16 protein-coding genes and 1 tRNA gene are annotated in these 19,542 nt (G+C 60.8%); 10 read left to right on the forward strand and 7 right to left on the reverse strand.

The genetic code is table 11. From position 1 onward, the window contains the following. Positions 1 to 35 precede the first annotated feature (35 nt). Positions 36 to 908, forward strand: a complete 873-nt coding sequence (locus DXZ77_RS04980) for a RecB family exonuclease (protein ID WP_115032583.1) — start codon at positions 36 to 38, stop codon at positions 906 to 908. Between the two features lie 4 nt (positions 909 to 912). On the opposite strand, the gene DXZ77_RS04985 is transcribed toward DXZ77_RS04980, so the two are convergent. Further along, on the reverse strand, positions 913 to 1,479 hold the full coding sequence (locus DXZ77_RS04985) for a TetR family transcriptional regulator (RefSeq protein ID WP_115030404.1): 567 nt from the start codon (positions 1,477 to 1,479) through the stop codon (positions 913 to 915). A 122-nt stretch (positions 1,480 to 1,601) separates the two neighbouring features. On the opposite strand from DXZ77_RS04985, the gene bioB reads away from it, so the two are divergent. Genes bioB through bioD form a run of 5 tightly spaced genes read left to right on the forward strand, consistent with a single transcriptional unit; the run spans position 1,602 to position 7,217 of the window. Then, the gene (bioB, locus tag DXZ77_RS04990; protein WP_115030406.1) at positions 1,602 to 2,723 is read left to right on the forward strand and encodes a biotin synthase BioB; all 1,122 of its coding nucleotides are present in this window, start codon (positions 1,602 to 1,604) and stop codon (positions 2,721 to 2,723) included. Between the two features lie 9 nt (positions 2,724 to 2,732). Further along, complete coding sequence (gene bioA, locus DXZ77_RS04995; RefSeq protein WP_258553141.1) at positions 2,733 to 4,151, forward strand: adenosylmethionine--8-amino-7-oxononanoate transaminase; 1,419 nt, start codon at positions 2,733 to 2,735, stop codon at positions 4,149 to 4,151. A gap of 5 nt (positions 4,152 to 4,156) precedes the next feature. Next, positions 4,157 to 5,314 (forward strand): 8-amino-7-oxononanoate synthase, encoded by a 1,158-nt coding sequence (locus DXZ77_RS05000; RefSeq protein ID WP_115030408.1) that lies wholly within the window; start codon positions 4,157 to 4,159, stop codon positions 5,312 to 5,314. Then, a complete protein-coding gene (locus DXZ77_RS05005; protein ID WP_258553142.1) occupies positions 5,311 to 6,510 on the forward strand; it encodes a cytochrome P450 in 1,200 nt (399 codons plus the stop codon). The genes DXZ77_RS05000 and DXZ77_RS05005 overlap by 4 nt, the downstream gene beginning before the upstream one ends. Continuing rightward, a complete protein-coding gene (bioD, locus tag DXZ77_RS05010; RefSeq protein ID WP_181816035.1) occupies positions 6,507 to 7,217 on the forward strand; it encodes a dethiobiotin synthase in 711 nt (236 codons plus the stop codon). Before DXZ77_RS05005 ends, bioD begins: the two co-directional genes overlap by 4 nt. Positions 7,218 to 7,308: 91 nt before the next feature. Here bioD and metH read toward each other — a convergent pair whose 3' ends face one another. Continuing rightward, positions 7,309 to 10,995 carry a methionine synthase gene (metH, locus tag DXZ77_RS05015; protein WP_371667496.1) on the reverse strand — a complete coding sequence of 1,229 codons (3,687 nt, stop codon included), beginning with the start codon at positions 10,993 to 10,995 and terminating at the stop codon, positions 7,309 to 7,311. Positions 10,996 to 11,203: 208 nt separating this feature from the next. On the opposite strand from metH, the gene DXZ77_RS05020 reads away from it, so the two are divergent. Next, complete coding sequence (locus DXZ77_RS05020; protein ID WP_115032590.1) at positions 11,204 to 12,055, forward strand: PAC2 family protein; 852 nt, start codon at positions 11,204 to 11,206, stop codon at positions 12,053 to 12,055. A 77-nt stretch (positions 12,056 to 12,132) separates the two neighbouring features. Here DXZ77_RS05020 and mshC read toward each other — a convergent pair whose 3' ends face one another. The 5 genes from mshC to DXZ77_RS05045 all read right to left on the reverse strand — a co-directional run bounded on the left by mshC (position 12,133) and on the right by DXZ77_RS05045 (position 16,082). Next, the gene (gene mshC / locus DXZ77_RS05025) at positions 12,133 to 13,392 is read right to left on the reverse strand and encodes a cysteine--1-D-myo-inosityl 2-amino-2-deoxy-alpha-D-glucopyranoside ligase (protein ID WP_115030412.1); all 1,260 of its coding nucleotides are present in this window, start codon (positions 13,390 to 13,392) and stop codon (positions 12,133 to 12,135) included. Positions 13,393 to 13,456: 64 nt separating this feature from the next. Then, positions 13,457 to 14,275, reverse strand: coding sequence for an SCO1664 family protein (locus DXZ77_RS05030; protein ID WP_115030414.1), 819 nt, complete (start codon positions 14,273 to 14,275; stop codon positions 13,457 to 13,459). 6 nt (positions 14,276 to 14,281) lie between these two features. Beyond that, complete coding sequence (locus DXZ77_RS05035; RefSeq protein ID WP_115032592.1) at positions 14,282 to 14,845, reverse strand: DUF3090 domain-containing protein; 564 nt, start codon at positions 14,843 to 14,845, stop codon at positions 14,282 to 14,284. A 91-nt stretch (positions 14,846 to 14,936) separates the two neighbouring features. After that, on the reverse strand, positions 14,937 to 15,650 hold the full coding sequence (locus DXZ77_RS05040; RefSeq protein ID WP_115030416.1) for an MSMEG_4193 family putative phosphomutase: 714 nt from the start codon (positions 15,648 to 15,650) through the stop codon (positions 14,937 to 14,939). A gap of 75 nt (positions 15,651 to 15,725) precedes the next feature. After that, complete coding sequence (locus DXZ77_RS05045; RefSeq protein WP_115030418.1) at positions 15,726 to 16,082, reverse strand: hypothetical protein; 357 nt, start codon at positions 16,080 to 16,082, stop codon at positions 15,726 to 15,728. A 346-nt stretch (positions 16,083 to 16,428) separates the two neighbouring features. Between DXZ77_RS05045 and DXZ77_RS05050 the strand changes: the two genes are divergently transcribed. From DXZ77_RS05050 to DXZ77_RS05060, 3 genes are all read left to right on the forward strand, one after another. After that, a tRNA-Leu gene (locus DXZ77_RS05050) sits at positions 16,429 to 16,513 on the forward strand. A 254-nt stretch (positions 16,514 to 16,767) separates the two neighbouring features. Then, positions 16,768 to 17,487, forward strand: coding sequence for an ABC transporter ATP-binding protein (locus DXZ77_RS05055; protein WP_181816036.1), 720 nt, complete (start codon positions 16,768 to 16,770; stop codon positions 17,485 to 17,487). Continuing rightward, a complete protein-coding gene (locus DXZ77_RS05060) occupies positions 17,484 to 19,382 on the forward strand; it encodes a permease-like cell division protein FtsX (protein WP_115030461.1) in 1,899 nt (632 codons plus the stop codon). Before DXZ77_RS05055 ends, DXZ77_RS05060 begins: the two co-directional genes overlap by 4 nt. Positions 19,383 to 19,542 lie beyond the last annotated feature (160 nt).

Below are 19,542 nucleotides of genomic sequence, written 5' to 3' on the forward strand. Positions count from 1 at the left end.
GTTGGTTGTCGGTGGGCGTGTTTAGGGTTGAGGGCATGCCAGCGCTTTCTCCGTCCCGAGCTTCTGATTTCATGCAGTGTCCGTTGCTGTATCGCTTTCGTGTGATTGATAAGTTGCCTGAGCCTCCGACGGCTGCGATGGCGCGGGGCACGCTGGTGCATGACGTGTTGGAGCATCTTTTTGATGTGCCGGCGGCGGAGCGGACGCAGGAGTTGGCGGTGTCGATGGTGGCGCCGACGTGGGAGCGGATGCTGCAGGATCGTCCGGAGCTGGCTGGTGTGGTGGATGCGCAGGATGAGGTTGCGGTGCGGGGGTGGCATCGGGAGGCTACGGCGTTGTTGCAGCGATGGTTCACGTTGGAGAATCCGCAGTGGCTGGAGCCTGCCGAGCGTGAGTTGTATGTGGAGACGGATCTGGATGGGTTAACGCTGCGGGGGTATGTGGATCGGCTGGATGTGGCTGCTGATGGCCGGATGCGTGTGGTGGATTACAAGACGGGGCGTTCGCCTGGGGTGGGGTTTGAGAGTAAGGCGTTGTTCCAGATGAAGTTTTATGGCTTGGTGTTGTGGCGGATGCGGGGGCAGGTTCCGGCGCGGTTGCAGTTGGTGTATTTAGGGAATGGGGACATTATTCGTTTTGATCCGGTGGAGCAGGATTTGTTGGGGTTGGCGCGCAAGGTGCGTGCGTTGTGGGATGCGATTACTGCTGCGGCTGAGGTGGGTGAATTCTTGCCCTCGAAGAGCAAGTTGTGTTCGTGGTGTCATTTTCAGCAGGTATGTCCGGCCTGGGGTGGGACTGCTCCGGCTATTCCTGAGGGTGCGATTGAGCGGGCTTTGGATCCGACGGCGGGTACGGCTGCTTCGGATTCGCGGGAGGCTGCGCAGCAGGGGGCTTCGTGTGTGTCGTGAGGTTTTAGGTGGGGTTGCTGTGTAGTGATCCGCGCAGGATGGCCTCAACTCCGAAGGTGAATGCGGCCTCGGTGGGTTGAGTTGGTGGGGTGGGTTGGGTGAGGCCTGCGCGGGTGAGTTCGCTGCGGTTTTGTTCTTCGGCGACGTATCCGAGGATGAAGTGGACGAGTGTGCGGGCGGTCCATTCTGCGTGGTGTGCGTGGGGGTGGTGGTGGCGGATGGCGTGGGTGATGGGGGTGATGGGGGTGGGGCCCTCTGGGTGGAGGGCGCGGGCGAAGGAGACGATTTCGGCTCCGTCGCGTACTGCTAGTAGGCAGGTTCGTAGGTCGTTGGCGAGGGTGGCAGGTGTGCGTGTGTCAGGGGTGGGTGTGGTGGGGGTGAATGGGGGGCTGGTGAGGATGGTGTCGGCCAGGAGTGCGAGGAGTTCTTGTTTGTTGTCGACGTGCCAGTAGAGGGCGCCTGGGGCAACACCGAGGTGGGTGGCTAGGCCTTTCATTGATAGGGATGGCAGTCCTGCTTGTTGGATGAGGGTGAGGGCGGCTTGGCCGATGGTGTCGCGGGTGAGCGTCACGGGGGCTCCTGTCGGGCGTGGTGTGAGGTTTTGAGGGTAGGTGGTGGGGGCGGGGTGAGGTTGGGGCGTGGATCATGTTCATTCTTGAACATTGTTCAAGGGTTCCTGCTTACTCTTGAACGGTGTTCACTAACTATGCAGATTTAGCTGACCGTTGCCTTGCTGGCGAACCGTTAACGCGTGAGGATGCCCTGGCGATTTTGGGTTCCCCTGAGGCGGACCTGTTGGATCTTGTGGCTGCGGCTGGGCGGCTCCGGCGGGCGTATTTCGGTAACACGGTGAAAGCGAACTACCTGGTTAATTTGAAGTCTGGGTTGTGCCCTGAGGATTGCAACTACTGCAGTCAGCGTCTGGGTTCGACCGCCCCGATTGAAAAATATTCGTGGTTGAAGCCGGAGCAGGCGTTGGAGCAGGCGCAGCACGGTATCGGCGCTGGGGCGACGCGGGTGTGTTTGGTTTCCAGTGGGCGTGGCCCAAGTAACCGGGATGTGGAGCGGGTCGGGGACATTGTTTCTCGATTGAAGGAGGAGAACCCGAACTTGGAGGTATGTGCCTGTTTGGGGTTTTTGAAGGATGGGCAGGCTGAGCGGCTGCATGAATGCGGCGTGGACGCCTATAACCACAACGTCAATACGGCTGAGTCTCGTTATGACCAGGTGTGCTCTACGCATACGTACGCCGATCGGGTGGATACGGTCACGAAGGCCAAGAATGCTGGTCTATCTGCGTGTTCGGGACTGATTGTGGGGATGGGTGAGAGCGATGAGCAGATCGTTGAGGCGTTGTTTGCACTGGTGGAGTTGAAGTCTGATTCGATTCCGGTGAATTTCTTGATGCCGTTTGAGGGAACGCCTTTTTCCCAGGAGTGGTCGTTGACGCCGTCGCGGTGTTTGCGAGTGTTGGCGCTGGCACGGTTCGCTGCTCCTACGGCGGAGTTGCGTATTGCTGGTGGTCGGGAGATGCATTTGCGGTCGTTGCAGCCGTTGGCGTTGCATGTCGCGAATTCGATTTTCTTGGGTGATTACCTCACGAGTGAGGGGCAAGCGACTCAGGATGATGTGGCGATGATCCACGATGGGGGTTTCGTGATTGTCGGCTCTGCTGAGCATGCTGCTCAGCAGTGTGTGGATGAGTTGTCGCAGGTATGTCCGGGCTCGCCTTCGGCTGAGGATGCTCGCGGTGGGCATGTGCACGCAACGGTGCGGCATCGCGGTGCGGGTACATCGTTGGCTCCGAATGCGTGAGGTGTGATCGTGTCGCGTTCTGTTGACGGCGCTGGCGCTGCCCTGGAGCGGGCGGCTGGTGGTGTGGATGTGATCAGCCGAGATCGTGGCTTGGTGTGGCATCCGTATGCACCGTTGGATGGTCCTGCGCCGTACGCGGTGCGTGCGGCGCAGGACACACGGTTGTCGGTTGAGGCTGCCGATGGTGCCTGTTTTGAGGCTGTTGATGCGATGAGTTCGTGGTGGAGTGCGGTGCATGGGTATCGCAACCCTGCGTTGGATGATGCGGTGCGTGAGCAGGTGGGGCGGTTTTCGCATGTGATGTTTGGTGGTTTGACGCATGCGCCGGCGGTGGAGTTGGCGGAGCAGTTGCGGGAGTTGGCGCCGGGTATGGCGCATGTGTTTTTTGCGGATTCAGGGTCGGTATCGATGGAGGTGGCGTTGAAGCTAGCTGTGCAATATCAGGCTGCGCAGGGGCGCCCGCAGCGGGGTGGTTTTGTGGCGTTGCGGGGTGGGTATCACGGGGACACGTTGGGTGCGATGAGTGTGTGTGATCCGGTGGATGGGATGCATGCGGCTTTTCCGGCGTTGTTGCCTCGGCATGTGTTTTTGCCGCGTCCACCGGTGGCGCGGTTGGTGAATGCGAGTGAGGTTGATGGTGGGCTGGAGGGGCCGTGTTCGGCTGCGGGTCGGGTATTGGTCTCTGATGAGGCTCAGGTGCAGGCGTGGGTAGCTCAGCTTGAGGAGGTGGTGGCTGAGCATGCTGATCATGTAGCGGCGTTGGTGGCTGAGCCAGTGTTGCAGGGGGCTGGGGGCATGTATGTGTGGGCACCTGAGGCGTTGCGGGCGATGCGGCGGGTTGCTGATGAGCATGGGTTGTTGTTGCTGTTGGATGAGATTGCGACGGGGTTTGGGCGTACTGGGCAGCTGTTTGCTTCGCAGTGGGCGGGGGTGTGTCCGGATGTGATGTGTGTGGGTAAGGCGTTGACGGGTGGGTATATGACGCTGGCGGCGGTGCTGTGTTCGGCCAAGGTGGGTGAGGTGATTACGCGCTCGCAGTTTCGGGCATTGTTGCATGGGCCGACGTTTATGGCTAATCCGTTGGCGTGTGCGGTGGCTGGGGCGTCGGTGGGGTTGGTGCGGGAGCGGTGGGGTGGGCAGGTGGCGATGTTGGAGTCGGAGTTGTTGCGGGGTTTGGAGGCGGCGTGGGGGTTGCCGTCGGTGGTGGATGTGAGGGTGCTTGGTGGTGTGGGGGTGGTGGAGTTGTGTGAGGAGGTGGATGTGCCTGCGGTGACTCGGGCGGCGTTGGAGGCGGGTGTGTGGGTGCGTCCGTTCCGGCGGTTGGTGTACACGATGCCGCCGTATGTGGCTTCGGTTCAGGATGTGGCGCGGGTCGCTGCGGGGATTGTCTCGGCGGTGGGTGCGGTGTATGGGGTGGGGTCGCGGTGAGTTCGATGTGGGATTGGGTTCAGGGGCGTCGTTTGGCTCGGCAGCGGCGTGGTTGGGTGCGTGCTGCGGGGCCTGCTGCGGTGGTGCGGACGGATTTGTCGAGTAATGACTATTTGGGGTTGTCGCGTGATCCTCGGGTGTGTGCGGCGGCGCGGGATGCGGTGGAGAGGTTTGGGGCCGGGGCGCGGGCTAGTCGAGTGGTTTCGGGTACGTCTTTGGCTCATGTGGAGTGTGAGCAGGCGGTGGGTGAGCTGGTGGGGCAGCCGTCGGTGTTGCTTTTTTCGTCGGGGTATACGGCGAATTTGGGGGTGGTGTCGGCGTTGGCGGGGCCGGGGACGTTGTTGGTGCTGGATGAGCATGTGCATGCGTCGGTGGTGGATGCGGCTCGGTTGGGTCGGGCTGAGCTGGTGGTGACGCCGCATGGTGATGTGGGGGCGGTGGCGCGGGTGTTGCGGGAGCGGAAGGTTCGGCGTGCGTTGGTTGTGGTGGAGTCGGTGTATTCGGTGTTGGGTGATGCGGCTGATGTGGTGGGGTTGGCGCAGGTGTGTGATCGGTATGACGCGTTGTTGGTGGTGGATGAGGCTCATGGTGTGGGTGTGTTGGGTCAGGGGCGGGGTGGGGTGGTTGCTGCGGGGTTGGCTGGGGTGGGGCATGTGGTGGTGACGGGAACGTGTTCGAAGGCGTTGGGGTCTCAGGGTGGTTTTGTGGCTGGTCCGGAGGTATTGCGGGATCACGTAGTGAACACGGCTAGGTCGTTCATTTTTGATACGGGGTTGGCGCCGGCGTGTGCTGCTGCGGCGGCGCAGGCGGCGCGGATTGTGGCGGGGTCGCCGGAATTGGTGGCGGGGTTGCATGTGCGTGCGGATGCGGTGGCGCGGATTTGTGGTGTGGGGCGGGCGCCGGGGGCGGTGCAGTCGGTGCCGGTGGGTGATGCGTCGGTGGCGGTGGAGTTGGCTGGGCGGTTGGCTGAGCGTGGTGTGGGGGTGGGGTGTTTTCGGCCTCCGAGTGTGCCTGATGGGGTTTCGCGGTTGCGGTTGAGTGTGGATGGCAGTGTTCCGTTGGTGCAGGTGCAGGAGGCTGCGCGGGTGGTGCGTGAGGTTGTGGATGGGGTGGGTGTCGGGCGGGGTTTTTCGTCGTCGGTTGTGGATGGGAGTTCGCTGTGACTGTGACTGGTGCTGTTGGCGTCTCGTTGGGTGAGGTGGGGTGTCCGATGCATGCGTATTTGGATGCGCATGTGCCTGGTGGGGGGCCGGGGTTGGGTGGTTTTGTGCGGGTGAGTGATCCGGTGTTGGTGCGTGAGGTTTTGGGGCGGGCGGATGATTTTGGTCCAGAGAATGCGTTGACGGCGATGGTGCCGTTGTGTCCGGAGGCGTTGCGGGTATTGGCGGGGGTGGGGTTTGCGTTGCCTCCGGTGTTGGCTTCGGCTAGTGGTGCGGCGCATCGGTTGGTGCGTGGGGTGGTTGCTGGGTTTGTGTCTCCACGGCGGGTGGATGGGGTGGTGCCGCGGGCAGAGGCGTTGGCTGATGAGGCGTTGGGTGGAGTGCGTGAGGTGGTGGATTCGGGTGCGGTGGTGGATTTGAGTGTGGCGCTTACGCGTCGGGTGGCGGCGCCGGTGTTTACGAAGTTGACGGGGATGCCGATGCCTGAGTCGGTGTCGTTGCGGCGGTGGAGTCAGGATTCGTTGGAGTTGTTTTGGGGGTTTCCGGATCGGGAGCGTCAAGTTGAGTTGGCGGTGAGCGCGGCGGAGTTGTTTGCGTGGTTGCGGGATGCGATTGAGGTTCGCGCGGGGTCTTGGACGGTGTTTGATGCGTTGCGGGAGGCGGGGGTGGATGCGCGCCGTCGGGCGTCGTTGGCGTTTTTTCTTGTGATTGGTGGTCAGGAGACGACGGCGATGTTGGGTGATATTGCGTTGTATTCGGCGCTGCGTTCTGGTGGTTTATGGGCGAGGTTGGGGGGTTCTGATGAGGTGGTGGCGCAGGCTGCGGCTCGGGAGCATGTGCGCTCGTTGTTGGCGACGACGTCTTCGGTGGCTGCGTGGCGGCGACAGGCGGTGCGGGATACGACGCTTGCTGGCAGGCGTATCCCGGCTGGGACGCAGTTGTTGGTGGAGTTGAGTGGTCATCATGTGGATGTGCAGGCGGCGGTGCGGGGTACGGGGTACGGGTTGGCGTTTGGTTTTGGGGTGCATCGGTGTTTGGGTGCGCGGCTGGCTGAGGTGGAGGCGTCGTTGATTGTGCGGCGTGCTGCTGTGGCGTTGCCTGATGTTGTGCCGGTGGGGCCGGCTGCGCGGTGGTGGCGGTTGAGTTCGTTTCAGGCGCCGGATGCGGTGCGTGTGGGTGTTTCGGGGGTGGGGTTGTGAGTCGCGTTGTGGTTATTACTGGCACGGACACTGATGTGGGTAAGACGGTGGTTACTGCTGCGTTGGTGGCCAGTGTGCGGGCCTGTGGTGGGCGGGTTGCTGTTGATAAGCCGACGCAGACGGGGGTGGAGCCTGGGCAGGAGGGTGATGTGCAGGTGGTGGCGCGTCTGTCGGGGGTTGAGTGTTTGAGTGAGGGGGTTCGGTTGGTTGCGCCGATGGCGCCGGTGCAGGCTGCGGCGCGGGAGGGGGTGTGTTTGCCGTCGTTGGCTGCGCATGTGGAGCGGATTGCTGCGTTGGCTGCGCAGTGTGATGTGGTTTTTGTTGAGGGTGCTGGTGGGTTGTTGGTGGAGTTGGATGGGGAGCATGGCACGGTTGCTGATTTGGTGTGTGCGTTGGGTGAGTCGTGTCCTGATGTGGAGTGTGAGGTGGTTGTGGTTGCGCGGGCGGATTTGGGCACGCTTAATCACACGGAGTTGACGTTGGAGGCGTTGTTGGCGCGGGGTATTCGTGTGCGTGGGGTGGTGATTGGGGCGTGGCCGGATGATCCGGGCCCTATAGCTGAAGATAACCGGCGTCATCTTGCGGGGTTGGGTGATTCGCATCGGTATGGGGTGCCATTGTTGGGTGTGGTGCCGGTGGGGGTTGGCGCGTGGGAGCGGGAGCGTTTTTGTGCTGCTGCTCCTGCATGGTTTGGGTGTTCGTTGTGAACTTTTGAGAGGGTTTGTGCCGCTCATATATGTCTGGGGGCAACCACATGGCGTGGTTGCCCCCAGACATATATGAGTTTGTTGTGGTGTATCAGACCTTGAAGTACTTGGCTTCTGGATGGTGGACGACCATCGCGTCAGTGGATTGTTCGGGGTGGAGCTGGAACTCTTCGGAAAGTTCTACGCCGATTCGCTCGGGTTCGAGTAGTTCGACTAGCCCAGCTCGGTCTTCGATTTCGGGGCAGGCGGGGTAGCCGAATGAGTATCGGCATCCGCGGAATTTCACGTCGAGGACGTCGCCGAGGTCCAGGTCGGCGCTATCGGTGAAGCCGAGTTCGTCACGTACGCGGCAGTGCCAGTATTCGGCTAGCGCTTCGGTGAGCTGAACGGATAGGCCGTGCAGTTCGAGGTAGTCGCGGTAGGCGTTTTCTTGGTAGAGCCCTGCTGTGACTGTTGATACGTGCGCGCCCATTGTGACGAGCTGGAATGCGATCACGTCAGGGGTGCCGTCGGCGTCGTATTTCTCTTTGGAGCGGAAGAAGTCTGCGAGGTTGAGCCTGCGGTCGCGGCGCTGCCGTGGGAAGGAGAACCGGATGCGTTCTTCACCGGCGGTGTGCTCGACCATGGTGGCGGTTTCTTCGCTGCCGGGTGCGGGTTGGGTGCGTGCGGTGCCTTCGACGTGCTGGCCATCGCTGTCCCAGAGTACGACGAGGTCGTTGCCTTCGCTGTAGCAGGGGAAGTACCCGTAAACGACTGCGGGTTGCATGATTTCTTCGGCGAGGATCCGGTCGAGCCACATGCGTAGGCGTGGGCGTCCTTCGGTCTCGACGAGTTCTTCGTAGTCGCGTGCGGGGATAGAGGTGAGCTCTTCTTCGGCGTTTTGTGAGGCGTTGCGGGTGGGTTTGAGTCCCCACTGTCCTAGGAAGGTGGCGCGTTCGTCGAGGTATGCGGAGTATTTGGCTAGGGGGATGCCCTTGACCAGTTGTGTTCCCCAGAACGGTGGGGTGGGTATTTCGTTGTCTTCGGTGACGTCTGAACGTGTGGTGTCGTCGGTGGATGCGCCTTCGATGTTCGGGGAGGCCACGTTGCTGCGAACTCGGCGTTCCCGGCGGGCGGGGAACACTTCGCCGACGGGGATGCCTTTCTTTTTCGCTTCGGCGACGTTTTCCATCAGGCGTAGGCCTTCGAAGGCGTCTTTGGCGTAGCGGACTTCGCCGCCGTACAGCTCGGCGAGGTCTTGTTCAACAAATGCGCGGGTGAGGGCAGCGCCTCCTAGAAGGACGGGGAATCGTTCGGCGATGTTGCGTTCGTTGAATTCGAGCAGGTTGTCTTTCATGACAACGGTCGATTTAACGAGCAGTCCGCTCATGCCGATGGCGTCGGCGTCGTGTTCCAGGGCGGCGGCGATGATGTCGTTTACGGGTTGTTTGATTCCGATGTTGACTACGTCGAAGCCGTTGTTAGACAGGATGATGTCGACGAGGTTTTTACCGATGTCGTGGACATCGCCTTTGACTGTGGCGAGCACGATTTTGGCTTTGGCGCGGCTGCCGGTGTTGCCTGCTTCGGCTTCTTGGGCCTCGATGGTGGGTTCGAGGTGGGCGACAGCAGCTTTCATCGTTTCGGCGGATTGGAGTACGAAGGGTAGCTGCATCCGTCCGGATCCGAAGAGGTCACCGACGACTTTCATGCCTTCGAGTAGGTCATCGTTGATGATGTCGAGGGCTTTACGGCCTTCGGCAATGGCTTCGTCCAGGTCTGCTTCTAGGCCGTTGCGTTCGCCATCGATGATGCGGCGTTGGAGTCGTTCCCCTAGAGGTAGCGCGGCCATTTCGGCGGCGCGTTCTTGTTTGAGGGATGCGGAGTCCACGCCTTCGAACATTTCGAGCATGGTGGCGAGCGGGTCGTAGGTGCATTCGCCGTTTTCGTCGAATTCGCGCCGGTCGTAGATCATGTCGAGCGCGACTTTGACCTGTTCTTCCGGGATGCGGGAGGTGGGGATGATTTTGGCGGAGTTGACGATGGCGCAGGTGAGTCCGTTTTTGACGGCTTCATCGAGGAAGACGGAGTTCAGGACGATACGCGCGGCGGGTTTAAGGCCGAAGGAGACGTTGGATACGCCCAGGGTGCTGGAAATGCCGGGGTAGAGCTCGTTGATGCGGCGGATTGCTTCGAGGGTTTCGATGCCGTCGCGGCGGGTTTCTTCTTGGCCGGTGGCGATGGGGAAGGTGAGGCAGTCGACGATGATGTCTTCGACCCGCATTCCCCATTCGGGTCCGGTCATGGCGTCGACAAGGCGTTGAGCGATGCGGACTTTGTCGTCGGCGGTGCGTGCTTGTCCGTTTTCGTCGATGGTTAGGGCGACAACGGCCGCTCCGTGTTCTTTGGCGAGTTCGAGGACGCGGGTGTAGCGGGAGGTAGGGCCGTCGCCGTCTTCGTAGTTGACGGAGTTGACGATGGCGCGGCCGCCGAGGCGTTCGAGGCCTGCCTGGATAACGGCTGGTTCTGTGGAGTCCAGCACGAGTGGCAGGGTGCTGGATGTGGCGAGTTTGGCGGCGAGGGTGGACATGTCGTCTACGCCGTCGCGGCCGACGTAGTCGATGCAGACGTCGAGGACGTGTGCGCCGTCGCGGGTTTGGGTTTTGGCGATTTCTAGGCAGGTGTCCCAGTCTCCGGCGAGCATTGCTTCGCGGAATGCTTTGGAGCCGTTGGCGTTGGTCCGCTCCCCCATGGAGAGGAAGCTGAGGTCTTGCCGTAGGGGTACGGCGGTGTAGAGAGAGGAGACGGTGGCTTGGGTTTCGGGGATGCGGGGGGTGGCTGGTTTACCACCGACGGCTTGGACAACGGCGGCTAGGTGTGCGGGGCTGGTTCCGCAGCAGCCACCGACGATGGAGACGCCGTATTGAGTGGTGAAGCGTTCGTGAGCTTCGGCGAGTTCTTCTGGGGATAGGGGGTAGTAGGCGCCGTCTTTGCCGAGTTCGGGAAGGCCAGCGTTGGGCATAACTGATAGTGGGACCTGGCTGTGGTCGGCCAGGTAGCGCAAGTGTTCGCTCATTTCGGCTGGGCCGGTGGCGCAGTTGAGGCCGATGGCGTCGATGCCTAGTGCTTGGAGTGCGGTGAGGGCGGCACCGATTTCGGATCCCATGAGCATGGTTCCGGTGGTTTCGATGGTGACCTGGGCGATGATCGGCACGTCGGTGCCTGCTGCGGTGTTGGCGCGTTTAGCGCCGACGACGGCTGCTTTGGCCTGGAGTAGGTCTTGGGTGGTTTCGATGAGGAGGAGGTCGGCGCCGCCGTCGATGAGTCCGCGGGCGCATTCCTGGTAGGAGTCGCGCAAGGTGGCGTAGGTGGCGTGTTCCAGGGAGGGAAGTTTGGTTCCGGGGCCGATGGATCCCAGAACGAATCGGGGTTTTTCGGGGGTTTCGTATTCGGCGGCGACTTCAGCGGCGATACGTGCCCCGGCTTCGGCGAGTTCGTAGGTGCGTTCGACGATTTCGTATTCGCCTAGGTTGCCGAAGTTGGCGCCGAAGGTGTTGGTCTCGATCATGTCGACGCCGACGTCGAGGTAGGCGCGGTGCACCGAGGAGACGATGTCGGGTCGGGTGACGTTGAGGATTTCGTTGCAGCCCTCGTAGTCCTGGAAGTCTTCCATGGTGGGGTCTGCTGCTTGCAGCATTGTTCCCATGGCGCCGTCAGCGACGAGTACGCGTTCTTTGAGAAGGCTACGTACCAATGCGGAACGCTCGGCTGTTTGTTCTACGGAGCGGCTGCTCACAATCTGGACCCTTCGTTTCGACACAGAGGAGGGCGGCGTGCCTAAGCGCGCCGGATCCATACTACGAGGCTGTAGGTGGTGCTTTCTCAGCGATGCGGCGCTGCGGAGGGACAGCGCCTACCTCTAGTGTTGTCTGAGTCGTTCCTCTCAGTAGCATCCCGAGGTCGACATCGGGCCTTCCCGATTACCGCACAGAACAGGAGATGTTGTGATGCTCATCGAGACCCAGGAGAACGGCCCCCTTAGGGACCCCGTCTTCATTGCGGCCTTCGAGGGGTGGAACGACGCCGGAGAGGCCGCGACGGGCGCCAGTCACCATTTGGCGAATGTGTGGGATGCCGAGGAGATGGCCACCTTGGATCCGGAGGATTACTACGACTTTCAGGTGACTCGACCAACGGTGACTGGTACGGGGGCTGATCGGATGATCAATTGGCCTAGTACTCGTTTCGCGGTGGCTCGGGGGGTGTTGTCTGAGCGGGATGTGGTGTTGGTGCGTGGCCCTGAGCCGTCGTTTCGGTGGCCCTCTTTTGTTGAGGATGTGGTGGGTTTTGCTGAGGACTGCGGGGCTTCCATGTTTGTGACGATTGGGGCGTTGCTGGCTGATACTCCGCATACGCGGCCAACTCCGGTGGGGGTGTATGCCGAGGATGAGTCGTTGCGGCGGGAGTTGGGGCTTGAGGCGCCCGCGTATGAGGGGCCGACGGGGATCACGGGGATCATCAGTTCTGGGGCTGGGGATGTCGGGATTCCGAGTGTTTCGGTGTGGGCGTCGGTTCCGCACTATGCGGCTTCGTCGCCGTCTCCCAAGGCGGTGTTGGCGATCATTGCGCGCCTGGAGAGTTTGTTGTCGGTGGATATTCCGCGGCGGGATTTGATCGATTTGGCGACTGCGTGGGAGCAGGGGGTGGATGAGTTGATGGCGGCTGATGCGGAGATCGCGGAGTACGTGCAGTCGCTTGAGAAGGCCAAGGACACGGTGGAATCGCCGGAAGCCTCAGGTGAGGCTATTGCTCGGGAGTTTGAGCGGTATTTGCGTGGCCGTGATGGTGAAGAAATGTGACCTTCTGGCCCTGGCCACCCCCTGGCCACTCCCCCGGCCTGTGGTGGCCAGGGGGTTTAGCCAGGGGTTTTGTGTGTTTAGAGGGTGATGCCTAGGAGGGCGTCGATGATGCGGGCGGCAAGGTTGTCCGCATCGGCGGGGGCGTCTGCGGGTGTGTGTCCGGCCAGGATCGCATCGATCGCGGCAAGTGCTCCGGGTGCGTCGAGATCGTCGGCGATTCGCTCACGTACGTGGTGCACGATGGCGTTTTGGGCTTCGATGGGTAGGACAGGAATGTGGGTGCGCCAGCGGCTGAGGCGTTCTTTGGCGGTGTGGAGGACCTCATCGGTCCATTCCCAGGGGCTGGCGTAGTGGTGGGCGAGGATGGCCAGGCGGATGGCCATGGGGTCTTCACCAGCTGCGCGGAGTTTGGAGACGAAGATGAGGTTGCCTTTCGACTTGCTCATTTTTTCTCCGTCGAGTCCCACCATTTCTTGATGGAGGTAGAGACGCGCGAAGGAGCCTTCTCCAGCCAGAGCGTCGGCTTGGACAGCGCTCATCTCGTGGTGGGGGAAGATGAGGTCGACTCCGCCGGCTTGGACATCGAAACCGGGGCCGAGGTGGTCCAGGGCGATGCAGGTGCATTCGATGTGCCATCCGGGCCGCCCGGATGGTAGGCCTTCAACGTCCCAGGAGGGTTCGCCTATTCGGGCTGCGCGCCATAGGAGTGGGTCAAGCTGGTCGCGTTTGCCTTCGCGGTCGGGGTCGCCGCCACGATCAGCGAAGACCTCCATCATGCGATTGCGGGACCATGTGGAGGAGTTACCGAAAGTGGGTTGGGTAGATAGGTCGAGGTAGATGTCGTGTGCTGTGTCACTGACAGCGGTTCCGTCGGTGATAGGCACGGTGTAGGCCGCTGCGTTGTCCAGGAGTTTGGTGACTCCAGCTGCAATGGGTTTGATGTATTCACTTACCCCGATGAAGTGGTTGGGGGGCAGGACGCGTAAGGCGGTCATGTCGTCGCGGAAGAGGTCTGTTTGTTCGGCGGCGAGGTCTTGCCAGTTCACGCCGTCGCGTTCGGCGCGTTCAAGGAGTGGCTCGTCTACGTCGGTGACGTTCTCGCAATATGTCACTTCGTGGCCTGCGTCCAGGAGTGCTCGGTGTAGGAGATCGAACATGACGTAGGTGGCGGCGTGACCCATGTGTGTGGCGTCGTATGGGGTGATTCCGCAGATATAGAGCCGCGCGGTTGGTGGAGCGTCGACGGGTTTGCGTTCGCCGCTGCTGCTGTCGGTGATGGTCGGCTCGATTCCCATACCGGTGACGGTGGGGATGTGTGGTGATGCCCAGGTTCGCACTCGCCAAGGGTACCGACTGCGGTGTTGGGGATTGGGTGGGGGCTTGTGTCTTTGGTGCCGGTTTTTATAGGGCAGGCCAGGGCAGGCAGGGCCAGTCTTGGGCGGGGCGGGGGTGGTGTTGTGTGTGTTGTAGTGCGGTGATGCGCTGGTGCAGGGCTGTGATTTCGGTGGGGGTGAGGAGTTCTTTGAGGGTTTTTCCTGGCGCGCTTTCGAGTGTGTGCTGCAGGGTAGTGAGTTTTTCAATGTCGTTTATGGGTAGGGGTCTGCCTGCCCAACCCCATAGAACTGTTCGTAGTTTGGGTGTTTCGGATAGGCATAGACCGTTGTCGATGCCCCATATGTGCTTGTTCCAGAGCAGGATGTGGCTGCCTTTGCGGTCAGCGTTGTTGAGCACTGCATCCAGTGTGGCTAGGGAACGTAGTTGGGGGTGGTCGGCGGTGGCCAGGGTGAGGGGGGTGCCGTTGTGGTCGGTGCCGCGGGCGATGGGGATCCAGTCTGGGGGTAGGTCTGTTGGGGGTAGGAGGTTGATGAGTGGGGTGGATGTGGGTCGGTGGTGTAGCTGTCCGGTTTGTTCTGGGGTGGGGCCGATCCATTCTTGTACTGATCCTGGCCCGAGGGGGCCTTCACGCAGCACGGTGGTGGGGATGAGGTCCCATCCTCCGGCGGAGGAGATGAGGTAGGCCGCGGCTTCGCGTGCTGCGAGTGTTCCATGGGGGAAGTCCCATAGGGGTGTTTCGCCGCTGATGGGTTTGTAAACGACGGGGTGTCCTGCTGTGTGTGCCAGGTATACGTCGTTGGATGCTTCGGTGAGGCGGCCGATGAGGGTGATGTCGTCGGTGTGGAGTTGTTCGGGTTTAAGGGGTGTGTGGGGTTGGGGTGTCATGCCGGGTTAGCGTTTGAATCCGTTTGCGCGGGGGCACATGTGGCCTTGGGGATTGAGGGGTTCGCCGCAGAAGGGGCAGGTTGGCCGCCCGGCTGCGACGACGTTGTGGGCGCGGTGGGCAAAGGCTCGGGCGGTGGCGGCGGAGATGACTACGCGTAGGACGAGTTGGGTGGGGTCTTCGTCGGGATCGGGTTCGTGTCCTTGGAGCAGGTGTGTCAGTGTTTCTGGGGGGTTGTATGCCTCGTCGAGGGCATGACATTCGACGATGATGCGGTCGCGTTCTGCGTCCCATGCCAGGGCGAGGGTGGCGGCGTTGAAGTCCTCGGCCAGTGGCATGTCTAGAGGGGCGTTGTCGATGAGTAGTTCGGCGGCGTGGTCGAATTCGTTACCGACGACTGTGTCGAGGAGGTCGTCGATGCGTTGGGCTAGTGCAGCTACCTGGGCTTTTTCGATGGTGACGGTGGTGATGCGTCGTCCCTGGGTGACTTGTAGGAAGAATTGACGCGCGCCGGGTTGGCCTACGGTTCCTACGATGAACCTTTCCGGGGGGTCGTACTCGATAACCGCCATGTCGGTCACCCTAGTCTCATCGAGGGTTGATGGCTGTCATGACGGGCTTATCGGTGCAGGTTGTGATGTTTTGTTGGCGGGTGGAGGGGTGTCATGCTCCCCCGCCGATGGTGCCGTCGCCGGTGGGTACGTGGGTAGGAGCGGTGTGGATGCGGCGCAAGGTTTCGGCAACGCCGGAGGGGGGAATGTTGATGGCATGTAGGAGTGGTTTGGAGTCTGTGTATTGCACGAGTGAGGTTGAGGTTGGGGTGACGTGCAGGCGCTGGAAGGTGTCGAGGTGGGCTCCGGCGGCGTCGGCTAGGACTGCTTTGACTGGGTCGCCGTGACTGACCACAACGGTGATGCTTTCGGGGCCGTTGGTGGTGTGGTTGATGTGGTCGATGTGGCGTACTGCTGCGATGACACGGGCGGACATGTGCGCTAGTCCCTCTCCTGCGAAGGTGTCGCTATGGGGAAAGGTCACTGCGCTTGGTTGTTGCTGTATTTGCTGCCATAGGGGCAGTTTGGTCAGTTCGTTGATGGGTTTGCCTGTCCATTGTCCGTAGTGGCATTCGCCGAGTTGTTCGTCGGTGTCGATTGCGAGGTGGGGCCAGGCTGTGGTGGCGATGATTTTGGCGGTCTGTTGGCAGCGTTGCAGGGGGCTGGCCACTATCTGGGTTACGGGGGTGTTGGTTAGGGCTTGGCCGAGTGCTGTTGCTGCGGTTTCACCATCGTGGTCTAGTCGTATGTTTGGGGTCCATCCGGCGAGTATGCCGTTGGCGTTTGCGGTGGTGCGTCCGTGGCGGATGAGCAGCACGTATCCCATTTGTTGATGGTACGGAAAACGCCCGCCGTGTCACGAGGGCGCGGGCGGGCGTTTTCTGTTGGTTACGGGCGATGTTTAGTCGTCTTCGTCCGTGTCGTCGTCCTCATCGGAGTCCTCGTCGTAGTCTTCGTCGTCGAGGCCGAGGTATTGGGCGCGGAAGTCTTGTTCGTCGAGGTCGTCGTCGAGGCTGTCCTCATCGTCGTCGTCATCGTCGTAGTCGTCATCCTCCTCGTCTCTGAACACCACGAGGGGCGTGACCTCGTCGAACGCTTCTTCGAGTGCTTCTTCGTAGCGTTCGAATGCGTTCTCGAGTGCGTCGTAGGCAGCACGCACTGTGTGGTCGTTGTCTCCATGGCTGGAGGCAGCAGCTTCGAGGTGTCGTTCCAGCGCTGCTACGAGGGCGTCGAGCGCTACGCGGGGGTTGACGGTCATGCATCGAAAGTACCTCTTTCGTGGGTGCTCCACAGACCATTGCGCAGCGTGATGCATGGCATGAATCTCCGCGGGGGCTGGAGAGATACATTGAGAAGCTTTCTTTTCAGATGGCACCGGGGCACGGGGTCTGGGGCTCGAGGTGGGGCTTGTCGCTTTTGGGGCATTGATAGGCGGTTTTCGCGCTGGGTGTGGCGGCGTGCTAGTGTTCCATCCCGTTGTGAGACGCGCTCACTGGAACTGGCTGGTCATCTTGGCTCAGAAACAAAAGAGCGTTGAACGCAGCGGTGAGAATCTCGATTCGACGGAACGCGAGAGTTTCACGTAGGATAAACGCAGTTCACCTGTCCGGGTGGCGGAATGGCAGACGCGCTAGCTTGAGGTGCTAGTGTCCTTTATCGGACGTGGGGGTTCAAGTCCCCCTCCGGACACTCTAGTTTCTTAGCGAAACCCAGTATTTTCTAGAAAAGGCTGGCATCCGAAATGGATGTCGGCCTTTTCTTTATGTGTTTTGGAATTCGGTTTTTTGTGAGGCCGCAGCTATGAACTGAGTACCCCCTCACAGATTCGGCTGCGCGCTTTATCTCCCTGCCGGGCAAAAGCTTTCGACTACTTTTCTCTTAACTATTTCCCTCACCATGAAGTTTCTGCGCCTTGGCAGATGCCCCACAGACTGGAGTTCAGCGTGCTTCACCTTTCTGATCTTGTCGTTCGCTTTGGTAAGGCAGAGACAGATCGGAACGTACTTAATGGTGTTTCGGTAACTTTCGCTCCCGGATCTAGCACCGCGATCATGGGAGCTTCGGGGTCAGGGAAGTCAACGCTGCTCAATTGCGCGGCCGGGCTGCTTGCCCCGACTTCTGGGCGGGTACTGCTGGATGACTTAGATCTAGGAAGCAGCGACCAGGCCACCAGAGACCGGGTGCGCCGCGAAAACTTCGGCTACATCTACCAGGAGTACAACCTGATAGATGCTCTCTCAGTCATCCAAAACGTTCAGCTACCAACATTCTTCACGCAAGGGAAGCTGACTGAGCAAGAGGCGCTCGCGTCATTGGAGTCAGTGGGAATGCAAGAGTTCTCCCGGCGGCTGCCTGCGTCCTTATCTGGTGGACAACGCCAGCGTGTGGCGATCGCTCGCGCCCTAGCGGTCCCCCGACGTGTGGTTTTCGCTGATGAACCCACCGGAGCTCTAGACAGTCGCACCAGTCGGGACGTGGTTCACGAGTTGACGAAATTGACACAACTGGGCACAGCGCTGGTGTTGGTCACTCACGATGCCGTGGTTGCCTCGGCCATGGATCGAATCCTCATCTTGCAGGATGGTCACATAGTTAGAGATCTTCCCGGAGGCGACCCGTTCGCTGCTTCCCAGGCGTTCACCGAGATCACGGCCGCAGCATGAGGGGTATCGCAGGGGTATCGAAAGTTTCGCTACGCCTATTGGGGTTCCACCGCCGTACCTACATGGGGTTGGCGCTGGTTGTTCTAGTGGTCACAGCTATGGCCGGGGCGATGTTGCTGCTTATGCAGGGATTGCGCGGCGGGCATGTCATTGCCGCTGCAGGAACCTCCGCCGAAGAACTAGCTCAAATGCGCCTTGACCTGCAGGCAATAGGGCTGTTGTTGCAGATCATTCTGGTTCTCACGGTGTCCATCGCGATGGTTTTGGTGGCCGGCTCGGTGCGGACAGTTATTCATGTGCGCTCCCAAGAACTGAGGATGTTGCGGCTTAACGGCACTACTGCCCACCAACTGCAGGCCATGGTCGCCGTGGAGACAGCTGCGCTGACTGCGATGGTGGGAGTCGTTGGCGGGGTCACCGCGGTGTTCCTGACGCATCCGCTCTTTGCGGCCTATCAAGCCATCGGGTCCATCGGGCGGCACATAATGTGGGCAGGACACCTCGATTTAGGCGCTTTAACGTTATTCGTCCTCACTGAGATGGCCTTGGTGGCTCTGATCGGGTTCGTTCTCACCGGCCGGTTAGCAAAAGACGTGGAGAGTACACCAACGCGGCACGCATCCCGGCGCCGGAGCGTGGTAGGCCTGCTTATTCGTTTGACGTTAGTGGGTGTTTCTGTCGCTGTGTTGTTCGGTGCCACAAACACCACCCCGCAGGCAGGACAACTTGCGGTGCTGCTGCCGGTCTTCGTCACAACAGCGATTGGTGCGTTGACTCCCTGGGCCATCACTTGGGTTGCAGCGGTGGCCGCCCGTGCGGGAGGCCGATTCGCTCCGGGAGTGTTCACTTTGACCGCAGCCCGGACTTGGAGTGACCGGCGGCGGCTATCATCGGTCGCTCTGCCGATGGTGATCGCTGTGGGGCTGCTTGGTGGGTTTCTATTCAGCTCGGCAGCAGACGGGCGACTGCAGTTAGAGCGAGCAGCCCGCCAATACCAGTACGCAAGCGCCCTCGATGGGGTCTCCCCCACGGGGGCGGTGGATGCAGCGAATTCGCTGCAAACCCGTAACTTCCACGCGATTGCACTCACCTCAACCTCGCAGGCATTCATAGGCGCAACCCGGACCCGGGTAGCAGGGGTGAGCGACCCGGCGGGGTACGTTTCGATGCTCGGTGGGTCATTGACTGGTCGACTACCTCACGACGCTGGTTCAACAGCGCAAATCCCTGTGCTAGCTAGTACACGTGGGGCTGCTCTGGGCAGAGAGGTCGATCTGACTCTTCTCGACGGTTCTCGGGTAAGGGGGCGGGTTGTCATGACAGCAACTGGTTTGCCTGACGAGGCCTACTACCTACCGATATCTGAGGCTGCGCGCCACGGACAGTTCCCCTCCGCGCAGGTTCTCACTACCGCAACACCGCACCAGCTACAGCAATTCATTAGTGGCGTCGCTGGTGCGGGAGCCGTGAAGTCGAAGGAGGAGCTACTCGCACAAGCCCAGAAAACCCGGATGCAAAGCAGCTTGAGCGGCAACCTGTCCATCTTCGGGATGATCTATGTGATGGCATTGGTCTCATTGATACAGACAACAACGCTGACTACACGGTCACGGGCGCGGGAGTTCACGCTGCTGCGCCGGATAGGTTTAAGCGGCGGCAACATATTTGCTGTCACCGTTGCCGAAGCTGTCGTCGTTGGGCTCGCTGTGACGGCCTTGCTCTTCGCATCCTTCATGGTTGTGGCCCTGAAGTTCGCCCACGACCTTCACGTAGACCTGTGGGCAAGCGTCATTCCCGTGCTTATCCCCGTGGCGTTAGTGCTCCTAGCAGTGGTGGGTATGTATGTCGCGTTGGTCGCAACCTGTACGCACATACTGCTGCGATCAAAGACATGATCCCACCCACACCAGCAGCAGAAGAGAACTCCCCTGCCGCTGGCAGGGGAGTTCTCTTCTGCTGTGTCGTTCCTGAAGACGCGCGCTATTGATCAACTACTCCCGTAAAGGTCCCTTATCTCTTTAGGGTTACCGGTGAGCCTCCCGTTGCAGGTTCATT

The sequence above is a fragment of the Dermatophilus congolensis genome (genome assembly GCF_900447215.1).
GTDB classification, from domain to species: Bacteria; Actinomycetota; Actinomycetes; order Actinomycetales; family Dermatophilaceae; genus Dermatophilus; species Dermatophilus congolensis_A.